Raw genomic sequence first — 22,483 nt, 5'->3', positions numbered from 1 at the left:
TACTTGGATCTTCCTTTTTTTATTGCAAAAAAAGAACTTGGAGGGAATTTTATGAGAATAGGAAATGATTTAGCGGCAGGATTTTATCCAACACCACTAACAGAAGGGAAATATTTAATACAGTTATTACAAATGGAATCAGAGCGAGCTTATGCTTGCTTTGATCCATGTTGTGGAGAAGGGAAAATTTTACGAAGTTTTGCAGATGAAATGAAGCAGGCGGGAGTCCAGTTTCATACGTATGGCGTAGAGCTGGATGCAAAGCGATATGGCAAAGCAAAAGAGCAATTAGATGAAGTGGTACGCTCAAGCTTTGAAAGCATGATGATTAGCCATGACTATTTTCCGCTTGTTTTTTTAAATCCTCCTTATAATACGGAGCTTCGTACAGAGAATGTAAAATCAGAGAGAATGGAATTCAACTTCCTGAAGCGTGCTCACCATTATTTAGCAGAAGGTGGGATTATGGTATATGTCATTCCATATGACAGATTTGCTAGAGACGATATCAGTTATTTCTTGGCTAAGAATTATGAGGAAATAGGCTTAATGCGTTTTGGTGATGAAAATAAGGAGTTCGATGCATTTAAACAGTGTGTCTTCATCGGTCGTAAGCGTGAATCTATGAAAAATGATACATACTTTAACGATCGGTTCGCTAATTTTTGTGAAAATATGTCTGATCTTATTTTCGTCAAAAAAAATGTGAATACATTAGCGCAAATGGTGAATCGTAAAAGTTGGATTATACCTGAATTGCATCATCAGAAAAAAAGCATTTTTACATCAAGAGTGGATTATAAAAGTGCTTATGAAGGAGTAGGGAAATCGGAAGGTATCTCGTCGCTCAAAAAGCGTTTAAATAGAGGGAATGGTTACTCACTACAAGGCGAGAAAACAGCTGCAGAGAGAGCGAAGATGCCAATTGCTTCTGGACAATTAGGACTATTGCTGATAACAGGTGTGGCAGATGGTTTGCTTGGTGAAGGGGATACACTCCATGCTGTTCGCGGATCTGAAAATGTGTTTTTTGAAACTTCATTCGAGAAACTGGAAACAACAACGAAAGAAGTTGTATTACAAAAACGCCGCGCGAAATTTATCACCGCTACACCAACTGGTGTTGTCAAAGAACTTGTCTAGGAAAGGAAGAGAGATATGTCTGTACTGTTAGGGATAGGAGCGCTATACATTGTATGGGAGTTTAGCAATCGTATATTTCGTATTGCTATTGTACTTACAGTCATTTGTTTATGTGCTTCTCAATTAGGTGCAGGTGATATGCTACATGCGGCTGAACAATCATTACCAGAGTGGAAACAGTTTATAGATTTTTAACCAATAAATTGAATGAGTAGGACATGAAACGTATCGATTATGATGCGTTTTTTATTTTAGGAGGGAAACTTATGCTACAAGAAATAATTAAAAAAGATACATTTGATCAGGAACAAACACCAGCGATGCTGCAATTGGAGACAGGAACTGCTTCACATTCAGCTTTTTGCTTTGCTATGGCAATAAATCATCATCGTGAAATACAATTTGCAGTACTAGGGGCGAATGATAGTACATTAAAGTCATTTAGGGCTGCCATATCGATGGGAACTAGCCGTTTGTATTTTGGAGAAGGAAAAAGGGAAGAATCACATTACACATTAGATAAAAAAGTGAATGTGATCTCAAGAGGACAATTTGAATTTATTAATACGCAAACTATAAATAAAAAGAAAGCAATTATTGCGTTTTCCAAACAATTAGAGACGAAATACATTGTTGCAATTGACGAAGCACCAGAAATGCTAGTGAGAGACTTCTTAATGGCCCCTCCGTACGGCTTGCCAATTTTAGAAGAATGGGCGAAGCCAATTTATGAGGAGATGCTAACAAGAAATCTATTACAACCGTTAGAGGTGTATTTTGATAAGAATGAGTTTTCTTCTCTAACGATTGCGCAAGTCTTACTAAAAGAAACGGATTGTAAAGAGTTTTTATCAGAAATGATACGCTCTGGGAAATGTAAATTTCCGCAAGAAGGTACAGGTGAAAAAATCAATGAAATTAATGATTTAAATGAATACCTATTGGAATATTCACCTGTCATGCTTGATAAGGTTACAAAATTGGATGAGCCCTTACATCAACCGATGAAAGATCAGGCATTATCTCATTTTGATACATATCAAAGACCATTATTCCCTGTACAAGCACATGTAGCAACAGGTGTAGCAAAAGCTTTACAAGTACAAAAGGGAATCATCTTGCAGGGGGAAATGTCGTCCGGCAAAAGTGCAATTATGACAGCGACAGTAGATGGATATTTCCATTTAACCGGGAAAAAAGGGTATCGTACCTGCGTATTTGTACCACCGACTCTTACTGAGAAGTGGGCAAAAGAAGAAATACGACACTTAATACCAGACGCAGACGTACATCTGATTAAACGTACAGAGGATTTAATTCGCATTCATCAATCTTGGATTCAGGCAGGAAGACCAAAACCAGAAAAACCAACCTTTTTTGTCATTAGTTTTACAACGATGCGAGGGGATTCTATCAAACAAATGCCATTGCCTTATAAGAAAATTGCACTTCCCAAGAAGTCGGAGGAAGAGGTGCAAAGATATTATAAGAATGGATATTACTGTCCAGATTGTGGTGCTAAGTTACGTAAAAAAACATCTTCTATCATGGTTCACCAAGCTAATGGCGAACAGAAAGAAGTCTGTCAGTATAAAGATTTTACAGGAAGTGACTTAGATTCGAAAACAAATAAAAACAGTGTATGTGCTGATTGTAATTCAAATATTTGGAGTCCAAAAGTAAAAACAAAATATGCAAGTTTTAAAGATTGGACCAAATATGAAAATAAATTATTGCAAGCAATAAAAGAGGGAAATAAACCGCTGCAAAAACAACTAGAGTTAGAGAATCGTGTGAAGCCATATGATGCGAAGCAATCAGGAAGAGCATATCGAAAGGTAGCTACTGTTGAGTATATTCGTAGAAAAATGAAACACTTTTTTGATGCTTTGATTTGTGACGAAGTCCACGAATTAAAAAGTGAAACAGCACAAGGAACTGCCTTAGGAAGTTTAGCAAAGGTTTGTAAGAAAGTTGTAGCTGGAACAGGTACATTATTTGGTGGCCGCGCAAGCGATGTATTCTATACGTTATGGCGTTTATTCCCTCAAAAAATGGTGAAAAGTGGTTTTGAATACAGTTCTTTCATGGAATGGAATGAAACCTACGGAAACATCGAGAGAACATATTACCATGATGGTGAGGTTACATCTAATATAGCTTCACGCGGAGCACAAGGTATATTAGATAAAACTAAGGTTGTACCTGGTATTTCACCTTATGTGTTTACCCAATTTTTAATGGATACAACCATTAATGTACGCTTAAAAGATGTGTGGCCAAATCCTGTGGAGTTAATTAATGTACCTACGATTCTTGTCGATATGTCGGAAGAACAAAAGCAAGCCTATGAGCATATGAAAGAGTCGTTTGAAAAAGCAATTGAAGCAGCGAAAGGTACACCAGACGCCGGAAAACTGTGGCTTTCTTATATTCGTACAGGTAATGCATATCCAGACAATATGATCCATTATCCGAACTATTACTTAGATGATGCAGAAAAAGAACTGGTTTGGTCTAATGATAAATTCAAATTTGATGAGGATTGTATACAGCCTAAAGAGAAGGAGTTGCAAGATATATTGCGTACAGAAATTTCTGAGGGCCGTCCAACAATCGTATACGTATGTGATACAGGATCTACAGTAAAAGAACGAGACGTTCAACCCCGTTTACAGAAGGTTGTAGAGCAAATACCTGGTGCGAAAGTAGCTATTCTCCGTACCAATACAGTTACTCCGCCAAAACGTAGTGAATGGCTAAAAGATCAAGTGAATAGCGGTGTGAATGTAATTATATGCTCGCTAGAATTAGTGAAGGTGGGTCTTGATTTACTGGCAACACCTACATTGATATTTTATCAATTACCATTTAGCTTATTCGCGTTGAATCAGGCAGCTAGAAGACACTGTCGTATTGGACAAACTAAACAATGTAGGACCTTCTATCTTGGATACCGAGAAACGTTCCAGCAGCAGATGGCGCAATTAATTGCCCAAAAGAATAAAGCTGCTGAAGCAATGAACGGTGAGGCTACAAGCGATGGGCTGAATGCAATGCTTGGTGATACTGGAGATCTACAGACTCTATTAATTCAAAACATTAAGAGTGGAAATCAATTAAAGGGTTCAACAGAGGAATGGACAAAAGCAGCATCTGATGAATCGAAGCAGGTTCTTGCAAACATAGGTAATGTCATTGCGCCTGTATTTGAATCAATTGAAATTCAATTTACGAATTGGGTGGAGAAATTACCAGGAACGATGGACGTAGCATTTATGAAAGAGGCTCAATTTGTACAAAGGGCCGTTGAATGTATTAAAAAAGAGCAAGTACCTGGAGTTCGAGTGAAGCAGAATGTACTTCAAATAGATAAAGAAATAGAAGATGTCATTCGAGCTTTAACAACACTGAATACTGATAAGCGTATGCTTGTGCAAAAACAGGATATCACATTCTGGGATTCAGTTATTGTAGAAGTGGATTCTTCTAAAAAGAAAGGGAAACGAAAAAACAAAGTAATCGATGGACAGTTTGAGTTCGATTTATTTGGATGATCGAGAGGGGAATATTATGTTTACAAAAATATTTATTGGTCTATTTTGTTATGTGTTTTTGGTAGTTCGTAATTCAAAGAAAAAATTTCTAATGGAAAAAGCCAAGAAAAAAGAAATGGAAAATAAGCCGGTGGAACGCCCCGTTTATTGGTGCCCAAGAGAAAATAAACCTATTGGAAGGGAACAAGAGCGTGTTACTGTTCCAACAAAAGAGATCACCTTAGAAAAAGATGTAGCAAGTATATATGATTTAGTTGCTACATCTGTTCATAAGAATCTGGGTGAGGAAGAGAGTGACAGGTTAAAACATGAGGATATAGAAGAAGTGGAGTATGCTGAAGATTTTCATCATACTCCCACTCCTGAGGCTGTTTATGATATTCCTTTTCCAAGTGATGAGGATATACCAGTGGAATTATTAGAATATGAGGACATGTATCCACAACAAGAATATGTTTCAATTCCACCGGAAACAGAACACGTTTTTCCTGTTCAACAAGGAGTAGCTGATGTTGAAGATATGGATTTTGTGAGGTGGACTGCAAAAGTAATAGAACAAGAAAAAGAACAAGGACTGACACGCGTCATAAATATGTCTAATAAGAAGCGTTATTGGATTCATACAGAGGGAGAGATATTACCAAAAAATCAATTACTGTATATGGAATTAGAGGTCAATTCACCTTATTCTTATACACTAGTTGAATGGAGTAATAGACAACTAGGGAATATATAAATCTATTTCCTAGTTGTATTTTCTTAGTTAAATAGCATGAAATACAGCATTTTTCCACTCATTTGTACAAGAGTAAAATATTTTTTTATTTTTGTACAAATGAGTGGGACAGAATGATTCACCATATAAAGATATTCGACTATAATGAGACATTGTACGTCATTGTAATATTGAAATGTTTTGAGATTCAAGTGATTAACAGTCTTAAAACAGGGGAATTGAGAACTCTTCGTAATATTACAATGCTTAAAATAGATTAAATCCAAACATGAGGATTATATGAAGTAAAAAATATTTTTGAGTTAAAAAAATAACAATTTTGAAAGGTGAATGTAAATGAATATTAATTCCATAAGTAACAATGTAGTAGAAAAATTAGAACAAACGGTGCGCTATGAAAAGAAACAAGTCCAGGTATTACGTGTAAGTAAAAGTAGTTCTAATATACACGCTTACATGATTTTTCCGGAATTCTCAGAGGTTAAAATTTCAAATACCGAACTGGATGAATATATAGAAAACCTGTCAACAAGCGTGAAGTATGTCATTGATCGCAAGTTGAGTCAACAAGAAATTGAAAAACAAAATCATTCTTTCATTATGACGTGTGAAGTCGAGGAAGATGGTGTGATAGATGATGAAACGATTCATTTTAATACGACGTATGTAAAACCACCAACAATTGCAAATAAAGTATTTAAGTTGGTATGTGGATTAGGGAATCGCTTAGATAGCTTAAAAGAATTACATATTACAGTATTAAATAATAATATTAACCGAATTGAAATTGAGTTTTACAATGAAAATGAAACATATGTGGCAGTAGAAAAAGAAGAAATTGCAAATGCAATTATGGGGGCATATACAAAAGCAAATATCTATTATGCAGCAGATCTTTATTATGCTGCAGAAGGAAATGAAATCAAATTAAAGAGCATCAAACCAAAATTAGCGGGTGATGTGTGATGAAACGAGAAAAAGGAATGATAGGAGTCTTATGCACGCTTGTTTTGATGATTTTATTACTTGTACCCTTACAAGCAGCTCAAGCTTCTGTAAAAGTAGATTTTAATGAGTTAAAAGGAAATGATGTTTCGTCATCATTTAAAGATGGACTAAACAATCGAACGAAAACAACAGAGAAAGATGATTCATTTGGATCATCAATCATTCAAAAGATTGAAGGATTGTATGCGCCGGCTTTTAAAGTAGGAGTCAATATCTTTTCTATTTCATTCGTATTAGGCGTTATTGTCATGGTTATGGCATTAATTACAAAGAATGGTCAATGGATGAAGTGGGCAACCGGAAGTATGATTTTCTCATTTATCAGCATGATGTCGATGAGACTAAGTGTATACTTCTTATTTAGTTCCGATGTATTTTCGTTTATGAACATCTTTACGGATTTTTTAGACCTGTTTAAAGCAACAGCACTTATTTTCACACCCTTTATGTTAATCGCAGGTATTCGTTTAAGAAGAATTCATGAGAGTACGAAACAGCCGGAATATTACCGTTGGGCAAATCGTGTCATAACGGGATCTTGTTTGCTGTGTATGTTAGCCGTACTCGCTCCATGGCTATTTGCTAATATGTAAAGAACTATATATAAAGATAGAAAAGGTACTGAATCTACATTCAGTACCTTTTATCTACCCATTAGGTTCTTTCTTTCATATTCTTCAAATACTTCTTCTGAAATTGGCGATAGTATGCCGCTCAAATACACAGCGGTATATAAAAAGTATTGCCCATCTTTTGTTTTGATTGTATGAGTACCGTGTTCTTCATTATTTGGAATGATTCGTTCGATTTGTAGTTGTTTTTTATCACAAATGATCTCTTTTATCCTATATAAATTATGTGTCGGTAAACGATAAATATACAAACAAATGCGCTCTAATAGATATAGAATAATAGTCATTTGTAGAATGAAAGCGATCTTTAATAGAGTTGGTATGGATGCAAATAATACTAGAAATATAGAGACCAAGAAAATATTTAACTTTGAAATCCACTTTTCGTGTTGATTTAAAGAAATAATACTTTTCTTATTCTGAAACACCTGGAACCTTGTTATAAGAAAAATAATTGCAAAGATTCCTTCATAACTAAACCAGGTTTTCCACTCCGTATCAGTAAGTTCTAGCAATATATATATGATACCGGTAGATACGATCAGTGGTACCAGCTGTACCAAACTAAATAGTATGGTATGTTCTAACATTCTTTTCTTGTAGATACGATTAGTAATTGAATCCAAGTTTCTTAACTCCTTCTGCAATTTTCATGATGACACCGCCAATAAGTATATGGTATTCGCCTATTCCTTTTTCGTTTACATACCAGCACATATAGTGCCTAATACCTTCTTTTGCCCCATGGTCATGTAAAGGAAAAGGAGATGCGTATTTTTTAGATGACATATTATTATCACCGAAAGGAACCTGTTCTGCAAGTGCAAAACGTTTCTTTGAATCATTTATAATCCAACAACCATAGTTTACTGATCCATACCATATAGCGTCTTTGTGAATTGGATCAATAGAAGGTTGTGCTGGATAACTTTCAGCTAGTATTTGCGCTTTTTCTTCACGAAGTTGCTGATGTATGTGTGAATTTAATGGATCTTCCGCTCCGATTTCATAGGTTTCCTCAAAATTCCCACACTCATAAGGGACAAGAGGATTATTTGAATCAGCTGCTAATTGTAGACTGCAAGAATCTGATTTTGAAAGATAGTATACACAGTCTTTGCAAGTGAAAAAGTTTGAAAAAGCTGAATCTGTTTCTTGTTCTGTTTCGGTATTATCTACTACAAGTTTTAACATGTCTATCACAATCCTTTTTAGGCTAGTTCAAAAATTAATATAGACGTATCATATCATGCTTATAATTAAATGTAAATATTTTCCATATAAAAACAACCTTATTAATTTTGAAAGGACTGTTTGTATTGAATAGAAATCGAGAATATATTGTTTTGCGAAATTCCATTTTAATAGGTTGGCTGCTCACAATTACTGTTATTGGCTTATCTATCTATTTTTCTTCTGTTGTTTATTTATTAATCGGATGTTTCATTCTATCGTTAAAATACGGATTAATGGGTACCGTGAAAAATGTAGAAAAACGTTTACCTACCTGGGCCAACTTTGGCGTCATTGAAAAACCAGTAAATCGAAGAGTGACAAGACCATTTCAGTTTAGGGGAGGACTCCTTGTTTCATTAGCATTAGGATTCGTAGAGATGGTGATAAAAGGCTTATGTATCTCATATTTTATTTTAGGATTAGAAACGCATGTATATCGTTTAATGCGCAGAAACGCAAGGGTGTAAAAAGGAGGACTCTATTATGAAAGTATTGATATTCGAATTGATTCTTATTGCGGTTCTAATACCGTTGAATAGTGTTGTGAAAAAACATGTACCAAAATGGAAAGGAAAAGCGGGAGAGAAACTGGTAAAACGTATACTAAGTAAATTAGATCCAAAAAGTTACTTTGTGTTACATAATGTGACGGTTTATACGGAGTTCGGTGATACAACGCAAATTGACCATATTGTTATCGCTGAAACAGGTGTATTTGTTGTAGAGACGAAGAACTATGAGGGCTGGATCTATGGAAGTGAGAAAGCGGCAAGGTGGACACAGGGTATTTTTAGAAAGAAATCCTCTTTTCAAAATCCATTTAGACAAAACTATAAGCATATAAAAGCAATTGAATGGGCGATGGAACAACAGCTGCCGTGCATCTCTATTGCAGCGTTTCATCCAAAATGCAGTTTAAAAAGAGTAGATGTTCATTCTAAAGGAAAACACGCCCTATATTATAACGACTTAAAAAGTTGTATTGAATCATATACTGAGGTGCAACTAACAAATGATGAGGTCCAACATATTTATCAAACTATGTTGCGAGCAAATATTGACGATAAGGATATAAAGAAGAAACATGTGAAGTATTTACAGTATAAGTTTGCTAAACAATAAGAAATGGAGAAAGTCCAATGATATATGTAGTAGGGTTTATCGTAATCTCTGTAATAGCTATTCATCTTAACATGAAGTATTACAAGTTAAAAGGAGATTCAAAAAATCTTGTGAAAAGAATAAATAAGTAGTTGAGAATAGTAAAATTAGTAAACTATATGAATATAAAATCCACCCGGATAATTTCAGAGAACAGAATTATATAAGTAAAGCGCAATTGAAAATGGACTAGGAGTTTTTCTTTAAAAACGGAAACTACTTATTATAAATAAGTAGTTTCCGTTTTTTATGGAATTAATACTTGATATACTAATTCATTATCAGTCATAGTTGGGCATGATTGCCAAGAAGGAACAAATCTATGCCAATATTGCTGTGTCCAACCATTTTTATAAATACATAATTTCCAACGATAATGTGAGTGATGTGAATAATCATCACGTTCATAATCATAACCTGAAAATTCAGGTTGAATGTATAAATTTGTCACCATAATCCCCCTATAAAATTTAAGTATTTAAAGCATTTTATTAGGTATAGATGTCCAAAGTTATAATATAAATGACTAAATTTTAAAAAAACTTTATAAACAATTCAATAATTAACTTAAATTGAATGGAATTTTATAAATCACATAAGTATGACTTTGACAAGTAACGCTAGGAATAAAGGTATAAATATTGGTGTAAGTTCTTATGTCTGTTGTAATAAGGACTTATTTGCATGGTTACCACTCTTTTATGTACAATAAAAGAAAAACATCTTCTGAGATGGGGAGAGGAAAACCCATGTCCAACCAACAATTAGTGAATTTACGCATTGATTTTGCTTTTAAACAATTATTTGGCACAAGTGGAAATGAAGATATTCTAATTGCTTTTTTAAATGCGATGTTGCAGGATTCTTTAGAATCACCTATTGTTTCCTTACAATTAGAAGACCCACACTTGCATAGAGAACATGAAGAGGATAAACTTTCGATTTTAGATATTTCCGCAACATTAGATACTAGAACAAAGGTAAATATAGAAATTCAGCTAAATAATAATCATGACATGATTAAGAGAAGTTTATATTATTGGGGAAGGTTATACACATCCCAACTAAAAAAGGGAATGCCATATAGTTCTCTTCATAAAACAATTACCATTAATTTATTAAACTTTGTGATGTTTCAAGAATATGAAGCATTCCATACAACAGGAGTCTTATGGAATCAACAACAACAGAAGGTATTAAGTAGTGATATCGAAGTTCACATCGTAGAGATTCCAAAACTCATGCAACAGTGGCGAAATGAACAAGTAAATCCCTGGGAAGATTCATTTGTTCGTTGGTTGTTATTACTTCCAGCGAATGAGGATGAACAATTAACCCAAACATTGGAGGATATTGCGATGAACCAAGACCCAATTTTACAAAAAGCGATGAATAAATGGGAACGTATGAGTCAAGATTCTTCTTTCCGACAAGCTTATGAAGCAAGGGAGAAAGCATTGATGGATGAAGCCGCAAAGTTTGCCCATGCTCGTAATGAAGGGATTCAAGAAGGGAAAATACAAATGATTAAAGGTATGCATGAACTTGGCGTACCAATTGAAACAATTGCAAAAGCAAGTAAATTAAGTATTGAAGAAGTTGAGCTTATTTTGAAAGGAAATTCATAATAAAACAATTAAGATAGTAAAAGAGCCACAATCCCCAATGACTGGAATTGTGGCTCTTTCTTTTACGATGCAAGAAGAAGACACAAGAGAAAAGATCAGTAACAAGATATGATACATAGAAGAGACTTGTCACTGTTACGTTCTCTGTAAGAGTATAGCATAAAATGATTTTGATGACGGATAGCAAAGCGCAAACTTGTTGCATGATTTAGAAAGTATTGAGTAATGATATTGAAATTCACATCGTGGAGATTCCAAAACTCATGTAACAGTGGCGAAATGAACAAGTAAATTCCTGGGAAGATTCATTTGTTCGTTGGTTGTTATTACTTCCAGCGAATGAGGATGAAAGATTAACCCAAACATTGGAGGATATTCCGATGAACCAAGACCTGATTTTACAAAAAGCAATGAATAAATAGGAACGTATAAGTCAAGATTCTTCTTTCCGACAAGCTTATGAAGCAAGGGAGAAAGCGTTGATGGATGAAGCCGCAAAGTTTGCTCATGCTCGTAATGAAGGAAAGAAAGGATTCAAAAAGGAAAAGAGGAAGGGAAGCTGCAATTAATTCGTGGAATGCATAAAAATGGGATGAAAATAGAAGATATTGCGAAATTCACCAAATTATCTATAGAAGAAATACGTGAAATTATCCAACTATAAATAAAAAATAACATCTACAAAGGCTGTAGGTGTTATTTTTTAATGACAACTCCTGTCCCAATCAGAGGTACCCTGTTACTGATTCTAATAAAGAAAAAAGAGGTGTATTATTTAATGAAGTTTTTTGGTCATGCGACGCAAGGACAAACCATACAATACATTGGTGTTGAAGTCGATGAAATTCGTAAAACAATGGAGGATTTCACGCTATAAGAACTAAAGGGGGTGAAAAAATGAAGTTACACGTCGTATTCGTGAAAAACATAATATGCCCATTATTTTTTTAAGTGCTATTACGTCTGATTATGATAAAGTGCAGGTACTCCAAGAAATTATTAGAAAAGAATATGACGGACACAATAAAAGGATTTATATCGAAAAAAAACAGGGAAATCATTCGATGCAAAATTAACATATGACTCCACACAGAAGAGTCTCACGTTTATAAAATGAGAAGAAGAAATAATATCTTAAAATCTTAAATTTTATATATAAAATTAATAAGAACTATGATATGATGAAAGTAACAAAATACTTCTAAAACTATCTTGCAAAAGGACACACCTACGCATACATATGCCATAGGTGTGTCCTTTTTTATGTATTTTTACGATTTCAAGACTCAAAAGGGGGATATATATTGTGTACCAGTAATATAGCATCTGCTAATGTATCTTTTGAAAAATTGAAAAGTCAGGAAGAGAATGAAGAAAGTATGGTGTCAATATGCCCGCAGTGTAAGGAACGGTCATATACAGCACTTTATAATGATCATCCAAAATGGATAAAGTTTTGCCTATGTTGTAATTATCAAGAAGTAAATACATTGGAAAGTCCGTTTGTTTATTAGATGCAGCTATTTACGTATTTTAAGTAGGAGGAAGAAATTTCGATATGAAAATATGGATTAAAGCCATTTGTATAACATCATTCGCAATTCAAATGTCAGCATGCAGCAGTTCTACGCAAACAAAAAATGATTCGAGACCTGCCCAAGCAGTACAAAACGGAATACAACAGCACACAGTAGGGAAAGCTATTGTAGGTATTCCAGAAGCTTATAATGAGAAATTAAAAGGCTTAGAGACTGTTAAAGGGAAGGTAATACATATTAAAGACGGAGATACGATAGACGTAAACGTAAAGGGGCAGAAACAGACGGTAAGGTTACTGTTATTAGATACCCCTGAGTCTGTATCTCAGAAAATTCCACCACAAAAGATGGGAAAAGAAGCTTCTTCCTTTTTAAAGAAGCAGCTAGATGGGAAAAGTGTAACCTTGGTTTATGATCAAGGACCAAAAGAAGACAAGTACGGTAGGAAATTGGCTTATGTATTTTGTAATGGTATACACATCAATGAATTAATGGCCAAGTCGGGTTATGGGATTATAGCCTATATTTCTAAACCTAATACTACATTACTACCCGAAATGCTAGAGGCAGAAAAAGAAGCAAAAGAATCAATGGCTGGAGTGTGGAGCATTAAAGGGTTTGTAGATGAAAAGAAACGGCATTATAACCGTAATGATGCAGCTTAGCACCCTAATCCATTGCAATACAAATATTTGTGCAAATGGAGGTTTTTTTGAATGAATGAAAACAAAAGAAATATGCTCTTATCCTTTATCATTTCAATTTTATTTATTTTCGCGAGTCTATTGCCATTTAGTAATAATGAATATGTTTATGTTATCTCCAAAATTGGTGCTGCAGCTGGTGTAATAAATATTGTGATGATGAGCGTTTTCTTGTATTTTCAAAGCAAAAAAACGGGACATTTATTAAATTAGTGAATTAAAACTTAGTAGTTTTCCTTACTTATATCTTTTTAAGCTTGGTAAGGAAAACCGTAAAGGAGTGTGAAAGGTGAGTCAAGTACCTGGATTTTTGAAGTTTGTTTTAGCGAAAGAAAGACGGTATGTATATTTAGTTGTAGCAGAAAAGAAAAACAAAAAAGTACATACACACATGGTATATGGATTTGGTCCGCTTGAAAAAGCATTAGAAACCATGTACGAAATGCGTGATGATTTTGAAAACCTTTTTCCTCTAGAATTAAAAGATAGGGGATACGACTGGGAAGATATTAATGATTGGATACTTTCTATTGAAACAGGGTACTCGAAACACGGAAATAAACTAGTCATATATTAGCAAAGGTTTTGCATTAAAAAAACAGGTGAGGCGAAAATAAGATGTCGATCATTCAAAAGTATCACATTGCAATTGCTTGGACGATAGCTACTAGTGCAATGCTAATAAGTTTGATTTTTAGTGAGTGGATGAAGCTGCCTCCATGTGATTTGTGCTGGTATCAAAGGATGGCCATGTATCCATTAGTGTTAATATTGGGAATTGGAATGTATAGAAAAGATTCTAATGTAAGTGTGTATGCATTTCCATTTGCATGTATTGGATTAATGATAGCTGTCTATCAAATTACGATTCAGGCTTTTCCGACAAGTGACCTGAAGATATGTTCAGTGGGTGTTTCTTGTACAGAAGATCATTTAAATTTGTTTGGTTTCATCTCGATTCCTATGCTATCTTTTGTTGGATTTTTAGCCATTATAATACTTTTATATATTAAACCTGATAAAGAGACAAAAGAACAAATAACACAGCGATTATGATCGATATACTCATACAAACACAAAATACTTATAACTTAAAAATAAAAAAAGAAACTAAAAAGGAGAAATTAAAATGACAACTATTCAAGTAAGTAATGAAATGTACAAAATCCCAGAGGCGGATGTAGAATTATTAAAGATTATGGCCCATCCAGTTAGGTTACAAATTGTGAAGGAGCTAGAACATCGCAAAGTTTGTAATGTAACAGAGTTAACAGACCTATTAAAAGTACCGCAATCAACCGTATCTCAACATTTATCCAAGATGCGTGGTAAGATTCTCCGCGCGGAGAGAAGAGGGTTAGAGATGTACTATCATGTTGCAAATTCCAAAGCATGCGAGATTGTTAGTGTACTAGGTTTATAATTAGTTCAAACTAAATAGCAGATTATAAGATTAAAAATAAAATAAGGGCAGCCATATTAGGCTGCCCTTATTTTATTTGTGATTTTGCATATATTTTTGCACATTTAGTATAACAAACATTTTTCTTTCCTATCAAACTTCAATCTTATTTTTTCTCAATATGTTTCGTTTAATTTTATATTATAATAAACTTAGTTCTTTTTATTTATGCATATTTCCTGGGGGGGAATCCTTTTGCTGAGGATTCCTTTTTTATTTTTAAATAATTCATAAATAAACATAATTCAAATTGAATTTTAAACCGCTATTCATAAAGAAACTGTTGAAATAGCATGTTTATAAATGAATTGTTGCTTTCCGTGACTGGAAACTAGCACTGAAAATTTATCAACAGCGATAATGATTCCAGGTACTCTTACTCCGTTTAGTAGAAATATCGTTACTACTCTTTGTTTCTCTATTAATTTTTTATAAAAACTTTCTTGTGTATGCATTAATAGTTTCTTCCTCTCTTTAAATGTTCTAATCTTTTTAGATTCTTCTTATGGATGCAAAAAGAACGGTATAATTATAACGTTTTTGATATATCAAAATTTTAGGATTTTAATATATTGTTATTCTTACACAGAGATCCCATATAAAAATAAAAGCCCTCACAATGAAGTGAAGACCTTTGTTTTTTTATCATCCACCAGTATGGCCGTGAGCATATTGTACGATTTTATCCTCGCTAAGAGCTTTTTGTGTATCAGTTACATTGCTAGCGTTAAACATAAACGTGAATACGGCTGTTAATCCAATTAAGCTAGACATTACTTTTTTCATTTTAAAGCCTCCATTTCAAAGTTTTGTTCTTCTGCTTGATGGCTAAGATAAAAATAATCGCTTGCTTTTGAACGGTTATTTTCTTGGTGGAATAAAACTGCTAATTTTTTAGCGTATTCCTGTACGTACTCATGTAGGTTTTCTCTTTCAAAATAAGAAATTCCTGTTTTAATTGTCTTCTCTAATTCGTCAGCAGAGACCTTTTGATTTAATTTTTCTAAAATTAAAAAGTGATGTTTGTATTCCTCATTCTTTAGCTCTTTACAAATCTCTAAGCCTTTCACTATAAAATTAGAAGTTTCTTTGGACTCACCAATTTTCATATGCTCTCTAGCTTTAATAAAGATTGCTTTATAATCTTTAGGGAGTTCTTGTATTACTTCAGAGAGGTATCGTATTGCTAATTCAGATAAGTTTTGTCCTGAATACATTAAACCTAGGTTATGGCGTACAAACGTGATATTCTTTTCTTCACCAGATTTTTTGAATGTATTAATAGCTGTAATGAAATGTTCTTCAGCTTCCTCAAATTGTTTTAAATGAGTACAAGCTAATCCAATTAAATTATCACATAACCCAATATTAGTTTCATATCCTGCATGCTTTTTAAAGATATCCTTTGCTTTGGTAGCTTCTTTAATTGCAGCAAGCGGTTTATAAATATGATAATGGAAAGTTGATAATTTAAAATAGAATTCAGCATGCTCAATTTCATCGGGAATGTGTTTTAAGAGTAATTCAGCTTGATTATAATGTTCTTTTGCACATGTGAAATCACCTGTAATATTTGAATGAATAGCTTTAAAGAAGTGGTAGTAGTATTGTAGAAACTGATCTGCAGGTACACCCAATGAATCTACTTTATCAAAACTATCTTTTCCAATACTTAAACTATCAAGCATATATTGATGACGAAAGTCTAAAAGAGCATAGTATAAAAGTAGGTTTTGATCTTCTTCGATGTTATGTATTTTTTGATCAATCTCAAGTTTTAAATTATGTGCCTTTCCTACATGTCTAGCGCGTATCTCTATATACCAGTCATTTAACATTTTGGTAACTTGCTCGTTCCCCTTTACTGAAGCAATCATTATATATTCCCCCATCCTATAGAAGTATGATAATGTTATATATTACCATTGTAGCAAAATCCCCTTTGTATTTAACTATTTTATATTAATTTTTCAACAAAATTCAGAAAAATAAGTTAATTAGTACATCCTACTTATATTTTAAAGGAAGATATCTATTATTATATATCTGAGAATAGTACAATTGAGGTAATTGACCATGAATATCTAAATGTAGAAATGTTAGAAGAAGTCCATCAGGGAAAGGATCATAATTTGCTTGCGGTAAAAGGGGATGAAAAAGACATGCTGCAGTAGTTAGAGATGGACGGATTTAATTTTGAAGATGTTGATTGGGGAGAGCTTAATCTATTGGATAACGAAATTATGAGTAGTACGGATGCAATAGAAGAGTGGGGAATTGAATCATTGACATTATGTAAAAGAATAAATGATTTCCCGAAAGGCTCAATCCGTAAAATTGGCACGACATAAGCTGTGACTCAATTTGGAATGCGCTGTGTTTTCGGTTCGAATAAAAAGTAAGTAAAAATAAAATAGAGGAGGTAGCGTTCAATGAAGAATCACACAAGGAATTCTAAGGGGCAATTACTACAAACTAATAAGAAATGGTCTCACCTAAAGCAAAAACAGCGTGAAACCATTTCAAATTGGCTGAGAGAGGCTTATATAGAGAAGATTAAGGTTCATAATCGGAGATTGAAACTGAGAGAACATGAGGATGTTTTAGAAAGTGTAATGAGTAAGATCTATGATCGTGAAATTTGGATTCCAGATTACGAAGTTGAAAAGTATTACAAAGAGAAAATAAATAAGTGGTATAACAAACACATTGCATTGGAAGAAAAAAATGATAATGAGGAGAAGATATGAAACATAGTATTGGAAATGTCAGTAATTCATATATAATTCGTCTAATTTTAAATGATTTAGACACATTTATCACAACAGGAAAAAGGGAACTTAATTTCTGCTCAGAATCCGGAACATCCCCTGTAGAGGAGCTAGTCGCGGATTGGTTGGAGTGGTTTAATGCTTATCCGCAAGGTATATTACCAGATGAATTAAAAGAAATTGAAAGAGAGATAGGTGAATTGATGGGGAGTATGTTTATATGGTCTCATCATATTGAAGAAAGAGAAGGGTTTATAAAGCAATTTAGCGATTATTTCGGAGAATATATAGGTTTCTTTAAATTAGTTAGGGATGTATATCTTGAAGAGTTGAAAGATGAGTTGTCATATTAAAATCATTTATTCTTAATATTTTTATAAAAGGAAATATAAATTAATGTTCATTAGATGATGAAAAAGTTAAAGAAGAAAAGAAAATGAAATTAGAGATGGTACTAAATTTTCATTATGACCAGCAGAAATTTTCAAGGTGGATACTAAAAATTTTTTCAATAATGCTAGAAGTCTAAAAATCAATACATCATGTTTTAAATCAAATTTAGATTTTATATATGTTAATAGCAATTTAAAAGGTAGGAAACCTAATTTCCTAAATTGATTTCAACCGGCCTATTATAATTTGGTTCAGGTATGTTTCTAGTTTTCCTTATAAAAACTACTTTTTACAAAAGTAGTTTTTATTGTTATTTTGCAGAAAAATTTAGTTTATTATATTAGCGATGATAGATTTGAAGTCCGTTTTAGCCAAACAAATTATAAGAGAATATATTATTTTCAAATATGTATATCATGTTTAAATGCATGTTAGGTTTTATAGTTTATTAACGGAATTTATTTAGAATAAGGAGGGAACTAATACAAAGTAACAAAGATAGCCATTGTTAAATTAATCATGAAAACAATAAAATATAACATTTTAACTATAACAGGAACGCAATGTAAAGATACTAGATCTAGAAAGTGACTTGCTCGTGAATTAGAAATACAACTGATCAATCAAATTTTAAATTAACACATCTGTCATTAAGAAATGGAATTATGTAAGCAGTTGTAACTGGAATAATAACTGGTAAAATTAATAATCTTTTGTCGTACATCAAACTATTACATATTTAAAATCAAATTTCAGGAGGAAAATATGCAATTTAGGATTAATCAGAGATATGTTTCAATAATTTTAATCGTTTTTGTGTTGTTATCTTTTATTTTAAATGTATGGATTCCAGTTGTTCAAGCAGCAGCGATGGAAAATCCAGTGGACGAGATTAATATTTCCCGTAATGATGGTACAACATCTGAACCATATCAAGCTTCAGGTGGCATGAAAGTAGAAGTGAAGTGGTCAGCTAAAGAAAAAATAAAAAGTGGAGATCATTTCACAATCGATATGCCAAAAGAATTTCGAAAAGATATTATGAATATAAGTTTTCCTTTAAGAGATGTTGAAGGAAAACTAGTTGGTATATGTGAGATGAAAAAGGGCCTATTGACGTGTACTATGGGTGATTACGTAGAAGGAAAGAATAATGTTAAAGGTTCTTTATTCGTAGAATTCTACTTTGGTCTAGAAGCATATGATGGTATTAAAAAAGTCCCATTAGAATTTAATGTTGATGGTCAAATCGTAAATAAAGAAGTAAGTGTAAACAATACGACAGAGAGACCGAAGCCACAGCCTAATACAGATAATCTATTGAAATGGGGTTCTTATAATTCAGGAGATCCATCTATTGCTGATTGGCTTGTATATGTAAATGCAACTGAAATGGAAATGCAAGATCTTAAATTAACAGATACATTAGGACCTGGACATGAGTTAATTACAGATAGTTTAGTATTAGAAGAGGCTGTATTTGAAGATGGCTATGCAGCAACAAATATTAAGCCAGCAGATTTATCTATAGTTAAAATCAATGTAATGAAAACTGAATTTACAATTGAATTTCCAGACAGTTCAAAAGGATATATTTTAAGGTATAAAACAAAGATTACAAATCCTGCTGCAAAGCCTCATAAAAATACAGTGAAATTAGAAGGGAACAATATTGTAACTGAAGAAAAGGTAGGAAAAGTATTTGTAAGTGGTGGGGGAGGAACCGGTTTCGGTGACAGCAATCCACCTAGTATTAAAAAAAAGATAGTTGATGAGAATGGTAAGTTTGTAGAGAATCAGCAGTTAATACAAATGAATCAAGCTATTCAATACCAAGTTGGTACACATATACCAAACGATCCTCCTAAATACAAATCTATGGTAATTAGTGATGATTTAGAAGATGTTTTAGAAGTATTAGAGGTAAAAGTGTATGATCAAAATGGCCAAGATATTATTTCTAAAGGAACGTTAAATATAGATAAACAAAGAAGTGAAGTAACATTTACATTTGGTGAGAAATTTGACTATAAGTCATATGAAGACCAGATAATTAACCTCAGTATCAAGGCGAAAATTAAAAATAATGCAGACTTATTTTCTTACGTAGATAAGAAGATTCCTAATAAAGCGGAATTACATTTTGATGATAAAACATTAACATCAAAAGAAGTAACTATTACGCCGCCTGAAGCTCCAAAAGACGTTACAGTATCGATTCATAAAATAGATTCTGAGAATCTGAACAAAGGGTTAAAAGGTGCCGAATTTGAAGTTCGAAATAGTGCAAATGAAGTTGTTGCAAAACTGAAAACGGACGAAAAAGGTTTTTCAGTACCTCAAACTTTAGCTCCTGGGACGTATAAAGTTTATGAAACAGTAGCGCCAGAAGGATATCAAAAATTAACAAGTCCAGTAGAGGTTACACTTCAAGCTGGAGAAACAAAAACAATTGAAATTAAAAATACTATGCAAAAGGGTCAAATTGAAGTAAAGAAAATTGATTCGGAAAATGGTGAAAAACCATTAGCAAATGCAGAGTTTGATATAGTAAAAGACGGTGTAGTAGTCGAACATATTGTTACAGATAAAGACGGTAAGGCAATTTCTAAACCGTTAGCACCAGGAAAATATATTTTAAAAGAAACGAAAGCGCCTGAAGGATACCAATTAAAAGAAACAGAGTTCGAAGTAAATGTAACAGGGCACGGCATATTCCCAATACAAGTAGAAAATGCAATGGTAGACAAAGGTAATATAGAAATCACAAAAGTGGACAAAGAAAACGGGGCAGTATTAGCCGGTGTCGAATTTGAAGTCCAAGATGAGAAAGATGGAGTAGTAAGAAAAGTAACGACAGATAAAGAAGGAAAAGCGAATGTTTCAGATCTATCAATAGGAAAATACAAATTAGTAGAGACGAAAAGCTTACCAGGTTACAAAAAGCTAAAAGAACCAGTATCATTTGAGATTATAAAAGGTATGACGAAAGTTCTATCATTGAAAGTAGAGAATGAGCAGTTAGACAAAGGCTCAGTAGAAATTACAAAAGTAGATAAAGACAGTCAAAAAGCATTAGAAGGCGTAGTCTTCGAAGTGCAAGATAAAAAAGGAAAAATAGTAACGAAAGTAACGACAGATAAAGAAGGAAAAGCGAATGTTTCAGATCTATCAATAGGAAAATACAAATTAGTAGAGACGAAAAGCTTACCAGGTTACAAAAAGCTAAAAGAACCAGTATCATTTGAGATTATAAAAGGTATGACGAAAGTTCTATCATTGAAAGTAGAGAATGAGCAGTTAGACAAAGGCTCAGTAGAAATTACAAAAGTAGATAAAGACAGTCAAAAAGCATTAGAAGGCGTAGTCTTCGAAGTGCAAGATAAAAAAGGAAAAATAGTAACGAAAGTAACGACAGACAAAGAAGGAAAAGCAAATGTTTCAGATTTATCCATAGGAAAATATAAGCTAGTAGAAAAAGAAAGTTTACCAGGTTATAAAAAGTTAGAAAAGTCAATATCATTTGAAATCAACAAGGGTATGACAGAAGTTTTATCATTGAAAGTAGAGAATGAACAGTTAGACAAAGGATCATTAAAAATTACAAAAATAGCTGCTGAAAGTAAGAATGTATTATCAGGAGCTGTGTTTGAAGTTCATGACGAAAAAGGAAAAGTAATAACGAAAGTATCAACAGATAAAGATGGAAAAGAAAAAGTCTCAGATTTATCTATAGGTAACTACACACTTGTAGAAGTAGAAGCACCAAAAGGTTATGAAAGATTAACTAATCCAATTCCATTAAAAATTACAAAAGGAATGATAAACTCTGTTCAATTAGAAGTATTAAACAAACTGATTTCTTTAGAAACACCAGAACCATCAGAACCAGAAACACCAGAACTAGTAGAACTGGAAACACCAGAACTAGTAGAACTAGAAACACCAGAACTAGTAGAACTGGAAACACCAGAACTAGTAGAACTAGAAACACCAGAACTAGTAGAACTAGAAACACCAGAACCATCAGAACCAGAAACACCAGAACTAGTAGAACCAGAAACACCAGAACTAGTAGAACCAGAAACACCAGAACTAGTAGAACTGGAAACACCAGAACTAGTAGAACCAGAAACACCAGAACTAGTAGAACTGGAAACACCAGAACTAGTAGAACCAGAAACACCAGAACCATCAGAACCAGAAACACCAGAACTAGTAGAACTGGAAACACCAGAACTAGTAGAACTAGAAACACCAGAACTAGTAGAACTGGAAACACCAGAACTAGTAGAACTAGAAACACCAGAACTAGTAGAACTGGAAACACCAGAACCATCAGAACCAGAAACACCAGAACTAGTAGAACTGGAAACACCAGAACTAGTAGAACCAGAAACATCAGAACCAGAAACACCAGAACTAGTAGAACTGGAAACACCAGAACTAGTAGAACCAGAAACACCAGAACCATCAGAACCAGAAACACCAGAACTAGTAGAACTGGAAACACC

General features: G+C 33.4%; 23 protein-coding genes and 3 pseudogenes. 20 read left to right on the top strand and 6 right to left on the bottom strand.

The window, feature by feature from the left end:
- Nucleotides 1-51 precede the first annotated feature (51 nt).
- From ACTFRH_RS26620 to ACTFRH_RS26595, 6 genes are all read left to right on the top strand, one after another.
- On the top strand, nucleotides 52-1,143 hold the full coding sequence (locus ACTFRH_RS26620) for a DUF6094 domain-containing protein (protein WP_095022055.1): 1,092 nt from the start codon (nucleotides 52-54) through the stop codon (nucleotides 1,141-1,143).
- 15 nt (nucleotides 1,144-1,158) lie between these two features.
- Nucleotides 1,159-1,338 (top strand): hypothetical protein, encoded by a 180-nt coding sequence (locus ACTFRH_RS26615; RefSeq protein ID WP_098620407.1) that lies wholly within the window; start codon nucleotides 1,159-1,161, stop codon nucleotides 1,336-1,338.
- Between the two features lie 71 nt (nucleotides 1,339-1,409).
- Nucleotides 1,410-4,700, top strand: a complete 3,291-nt coding sequence (locus ACTFRH_RS26610) for a hypothetical protein (protein WP_440048851.1) — start codon at nucleotides 1,410-1,412, stop codon at nucleotides 4,698-4,700.
- A 16-nt stretch (nucleotides 4,701-4,716) separates the two neighbouring features.
- The gene (locus ACTFRH_RS26605; RefSeq protein ID WP_103653163.1) at nucleotides 4,717-5,436 is read left to right on the top strand and encodes a transposase; all 720 of its coding nucleotides are present in this window, start codon (nucleotides 4,717-4,719) and stop codon (nucleotides 5,434-5,436) included.
- A gap of 336 nt (nucleotides 5,437-5,772) precedes the next feature.
- Entirely contained in the window at nucleotides 5,773-6,402 is a 630-nt protein-coding gene (locus ACTFRH_RS26600) for a hypothetical protein (RefSeq protein WP_001024816.1), read from the top strand.
- Entirely contained in the window at nucleotides 6,402-7,037 is a 636-nt protein-coding gene (locus ACTFRH_RS26595; RefSeq protein WP_000817909.1) for a hypothetical protein, read from the top strand. The genes ACTFRH_RS26600 and ACTFRH_RS26595 overlap by 1 nt, the downstream gene beginning before the upstream one ends.
- Before the next feature lie 50 nt (nucleotides 7,038-7,087).
- On the opposite strand, the gene ACTFRH_RS26590 is transcribed toward ACTFRH_RS26595, so the two are convergent.
- Together ACTFRH_RS26590 and ACTFRH_RS26585 are read right to left on the bottom strand one after the other, a co-directional pair.
- A complete protein-coding gene (locus ACTFRH_RS26590; RefSeq protein WP_440048855.1) occupies nucleotides 7,088-7,666 on the bottom strand; it encodes a hypothetical protein in 579 nt (192 codons plus the stop codon).
- Between the two features lie 19 nt (nucleotides 7,667-7,685).
- Nucleotides 7,686-8,270: a hypothetical protein gene (locus ACTFRH_RS26585; RefSeq protein ID WP_440048852.1), complete on the bottom strand. Its 585-nt coding sequence runs from the start codon at nucleotides 8,268-8,270 to the stop codon at nucleotides 7,686-7,688.
- Nucleotides 8,271-8,395: 125 nt separating this feature from the next.
- On the opposite strand from ACTFRH_RS26585, the gene ACTFRH_RS26580 reads away from it, so the two are divergent.
- Together ACTFRH_RS26580 and ACTFRH_RS26575 are read left to right on the top strand one after the other, a co-directional pair.
- Nucleotides 8,396-8,779 carry a hypothetical protein gene (locus ACTFRH_RS26580; RefSeq protein ID WP_001081419.1) on the top strand — a complete coding sequence of 128 codons (384 nt, stop codon included), beginning with the start codon at nucleotides 8,396-8,398 and terminating at the stop codon, nucleotides 8,777-8,779.
- 16 nt (nucleotides 8,780-8,795) lie between these two features.
- Nucleotides 8,796-9,434, top strand: a complete 639-nt coding sequence (locus ACTFRH_RS26575) for a nuclease-related domain-containing protein (protein WP_440048853.1) — start codon at nucleotides 8,796-8,798, stop codon at nucleotides 9,432-9,434.
- Between the two features lie 286 nt (nucleotides 9,435-9,720).
- On the opposite strand, the gene ACTFRH_RS26570 is transcribed toward ACTFRH_RS26575, so the two are convergent.
- On the bottom strand, nucleotides 9,721-9,927 hold the full coding sequence (locus ACTFRH_RS26570) for a hypothetical protein (RefSeq protein WP_216475522.1): 207 nt from the start codon (nucleotides 9,925-9,927) through the stop codon (nucleotides 9,721-9,723).
- A gap of 295 nt (nucleotides 9,928-10,222) precedes the next feature.
- Between ACTFRH_RS26570 and ACTFRH_RS26565 the strand changes: the two genes are divergently transcribed.
- The 8 genes and pseudogenes from ACTFRH_RS26565 (at nucleotide 10,223) to ACTFRH_RS26530 (ending at nucleotide 14,766) form a co-directional block, all read left to right on the top strand.
- Nucleotides 10,223-11,101 carry an Rpn family recombination-promoting nuclease/putative transposase gene (locus tag ACTFRH_RS26565; protein WP_000070882.1) on the top strand — a complete coding sequence of 293 codons (879 nt, stop codon included), beginning with the start codon at nucleotides 10,223-10,225 and terminating at the stop codon, nucleotides 11,099-11,101.
- A 212-nt stretch (nucleotides 11,102-11,313) separates the two neighbouring features.
- Nucleotides 11,314-11,765: pseudogene (locus ACTFRH_RS26560) on the top strand (Rpn family recombination-promoting nuclease/putative transposase); the annotation flags it as partial.
- A 326-nt stretch (nucleotides 11,766-12,091) separates the two neighbouring features.
- A pseudogene (locus tag ACTFRH_RS26555) lies at nucleotides 12,092-12,218 on the top strand (topoisomerase C-terminal repeat-containing protein); the annotation flags it as partial.
- A gap of 441 nt (nucleotides 12,219-12,659) precedes the next feature.
- Nucleotides 12,660-13,304, top strand: coding sequence for a thermonuclease family protein (locus tag ACTFRH_RS26550; RefSeq protein ID WP_000708125.1), 645 nt, complete (start codon nucleotides 12,660-12,662; stop codon nucleotides 13,302-13,304).
- 51 nt (nucleotides 13,305-13,355) lie between these two features.
- Nucleotides 13,356-13,556, top strand: a complete 201-nt coding sequence (locus ACTFRH_RS26545) for a hypothetical protein (protein WP_001004893.1) — start codon at nucleotides 13,356-13,358, stop codon at nucleotides 13,554-13,556.
- A 76-nt stretch (nucleotides 13,557-13,632) separates the two neighbouring features.
- Nucleotides 13,633-13,920 (top strand): hypothetical protein, encoded by a 288-nt coding sequence (locus ACTFRH_RS26540; protein WP_216475523.1) that lies wholly within the window; start codon nucleotides 13,633-13,635, stop codon nucleotides 13,918-13,920.
- 41 nt (nucleotides 13,921-13,961) lie between these two features.
- The gene (locus ACTFRH_RS26535) at nucleotides 13,962-14,399 is read left to right on the top strand and encodes a disulfide oxidoreductase (protein WP_000022644.1); all 438 of its coding nucleotides are present in this window, start codon (nucleotides 13,962-13,964) and stop codon (nucleotides 14,397-14,399) included.
- A gap of 73 nt (nucleotides 14,400-14,472) precedes the next feature.
- Entirely contained in the window at nucleotides 14,473-14,766 is a 294-nt protein-coding gene (locus ACTFRH_RS26530) for an ArsR/SmtB family transcription factor (protein ID WP_017762461.1), read from the top strand.
- A 308-nt stretch (nucleotides 14,767-15,074) separates the two neighbouring features.
- Here ACTFRH_RS26530 and hfq read toward each other — a convergent pair whose 3' ends face one another.
- The 3 genes from hfq to ACTFRH_RS26515 form a co-directional block, all read right to left on the bottom strand.
- The gene (gene hfq / locus ACTFRH_RS26525; protein ID WP_086406639.1) at nucleotides 15,075-15,260 is read right to left on the bottom strand and encodes an RNA chaperone Hfq; all 186 of its coding nucleotides are present in this window, start codon (nucleotides 15,258-15,260) and stop codon (nucleotides 15,075-15,077) included.
- A gap of 190 nt (nucleotides 15,261-15,450) precedes the next feature.
- Nucleotides 15,451-15,591, bottom strand: a complete 141-nt coding sequence (locus tag ACTFRH_RS26520) for a hypothetical protein (RefSeq protein WP_000757474.1) — start codon at nucleotides 15,589-15,591, stop codon at nucleotides 15,451-15,453.
- Nucleotides 15,588-16,682: a Rap family tetratricopeptide repeat protein gene (locus ACTFRH_RS26515; RefSeq protein ID WP_216475524.1), complete on the bottom strand. Its 1,095-nt coding sequence runs from the start codon at nucleotides 16,680-16,682 to the stop codon at nucleotides 15,588-15,590. Before ACTFRH_RS26515 ends, ACTFRH_RS26520 begins: the two co-directional genes overlap by 4 nt.
- A gap of 141 nt (nucleotides 16,683-16,823) precedes the next feature.
- On the opposite strand from ACTFRH_RS26515, the pseudogene ACTFRH_RS26510 reads away from it, so the two are divergent.
- The 4 genes and pseudogenes from ACTFRH_RS26510 to ACTFRH_RS26495 form a co-directional block, all read left to right on the top strand.
- Nucleotides 16,824-17,156: pseudogene (locus ACTFRH_RS26510) on the top strand (helix-turn-helix domain-containing protein); the annotation flags it as partial.
- Between the two features lie 81 nt (nucleotides 17,157-17,237).
- A complete protein-coding gene (locus ACTFRH_RS26505; RefSeq protein WP_216475525.1) occupies nucleotides 17,238-17,555 on the top strand; it encodes a transposase in 318 nt (105 codons plus the stop codon).
- On the top strand, nucleotides 17,552-17,929 hold the full coding sequence (locus tag ACTFRH_RS26500; RefSeq protein WP_216475526.1) for a hypothetical protein: 378 nt from the start codon (nucleotides 17,552-17,554) through the stop codon (nucleotides 17,927-17,929). The genes ACTFRH_RS26505 and ACTFRH_RS26500 overlap by 4 nt, the downstream gene beginning before the upstream one ends.
- 805 nt (nucleotides 17,930-18,734) lie before the next feature.
- A partial coding sequence (locus ACTFRH_RS26495) for a SpaA isopeptide-forming pilin-related protein (RefSeq protein WP_440049331.1) occupies nucleotides 18,735-22,483 on the top strand: 3,749 nt, incomplete at its 3' end.

Source organism: Bacillus cereus group sp. MYBK216-1 (assembly GCF_051916495.1).
Taxonomy (GTDB): domain Bacteria; phylum Bacillota; class Bacilli; order Bacillales; family Bacillaceae_G; genus Bacillus_A; species Bacillus_A thuringiensis_K.
The sequence above is the reverse complement of the archived record's forward strand: the minus strand, read 5'-3'. Positions and strand labels throughout refer to the sequence as shown.

What these genes read in the sequence shown, in the direction of transcription:
- ACTFRH_RS26520 (WP_000757474.1), bottom strand. Translation starts at nt 15,591, where the DNA reads ATGAAAAAAGTAATGTCTAGCTTAATTGGATTAACAGCCGTATTCACG.
- hfq (WP_086406639.1), bottom strand. Translation starts at nt 15,260, where the DNA reads ATGCATACACAAGAAAGTTTTTATAAAAAATTAATAGAGAAACAAAGA.
- ACTFRH_RS26605 (WP_103653163.1), top strand. Translation starts at nt 4,717, where the DNA reads ATGTTTACAAAAATATTTATTGGTCTATTTTGTTATGTGTTTTTGGTA.
- ACTFRH_RS26550 (WP_000708125.1), top strand. Translation starts at nt 12,660, where the DNA reads ATGAAAATATGGATTAAAGCCATTTGTATAACATCATTCGCAATTCAA.
- ACTFRH_RS26565 (WP_000070882.1), top strand. Translation starts at nt 10,223, where the DNA reads ATGTCCAACCAACAATTAGTGAATTTACGCATTGATTTTGCTTTTAAA.
- ACTFRH_RS26545 (WP_001004893.1), top strand. Translation starts at nt 13,356, where the DNA reads ATGAATGAAAACAAAAGAAATATGCTCTTATCCTTTATCATTTCAATT.
- ACTFRH_RS26590 (WP_440048855.1), bottom strand. Translation starts at nt 7,666, where the DNA reads ATGTTAGAACATACCATACTATTTAGTTTGGTACAGCTGGTACCACTG.
- ACTFRH_RS26600 (WP_001024816.1), top strand. Translation starts at nt 5,773, where the DNA reads ATGAATATTAATTCCATAAGTAACAATGTAGTAGAAAAATTAGAACAA.
- ACTFRH_RS26620 (WP_095022055.1), top strand. Translation starts at nt 52, where the DNA reads ATGAGAATAGGAAATGATTTAGCGGCAGGATTTTATCCAACACCACTA.
- ACTFRH_RS26535 (WP_000022644.1), top strand. Translation starts at nt 13,962, where the DNA reads ATGTCGATCATTCAAAAGTATCACATTGCAATTGCTTGGACGATAGCT.
- ACTFRH_RS26515 (WP_216475524.1), bottom strand. Translation starts at nt 16,682, where the DNA reads ATGATTGCTTCAGTAAAGGGGAACGAGCAAGTTACCAAAATGTTAAAT.
- ACTFRH_RS26570 (WP_216475522.1), bottom strand. Translation starts at nt 9,927, where the DNA reads ATGGTGACAAATTTATACATTCAACCTGAATTTTCAGGTTATGATTAT.
- ACTFRH_RS26530 (WP_017762461.1), top strand. Translation starts at nt 14,473, where the DNA reads ATGACAACTATTCAAGTAAGTAATGAAATGTACAAAATCCCAGAGGCG.
- ACTFRH_RS26595 (WP_000817909.1), top strand. Translation starts at nt 6,402, where the DNA reads ATGAAACGAGAAAAAGGAATGATAGGAGTCTTATGCACGCTTGTTTTG.
- ACTFRH_RS26610 (WP_440048851.1), top strand. Translation starts at nt 1,410, where the DNA reads ATGCTACAAGAAATAATTAAAAAAGATACATTTGATCAGGAACAAACA.
- ACTFRH_RS26615 (WP_098620407.1), top strand. Translation starts at nt 1,159, where the DNA reads ATGTCTGTACTGTTAGGGATAGGAGCGCTATACATTGTATGGGAGTTT.
- ACTFRH_RS26585 (WP_440048852.1), bottom strand. Translation starts at nt 8,270, where the DNA reads ATGTTAAAACTTGTAGTAGATAATACCGAAACAGAACAAGAAACAGAT.
- ACTFRH_RS26505 (WP_216475525.1), top strand. Translation starts at nt 17,238, where the DNA reads ATGAAGAATCACACAAGGAATTCTAAGGGGCAATTACTACAAACTAAT.
- ACTFRH_RS26575 (WP_440048853.1), top strand. Translation starts at nt 8,796, where the DNA reads ATGAAAGTATTGATATTCGAATTGATTCTTATTGCGGTTCTAATACCG.
- ACTFRH_RS26500 (WP_216475526.1), top strand. Translation starts at nt 17,552, where the DNA reads ATGAAACATAGTATTGGAAATGTCAGTAATTCATATATAATTCGTCTA.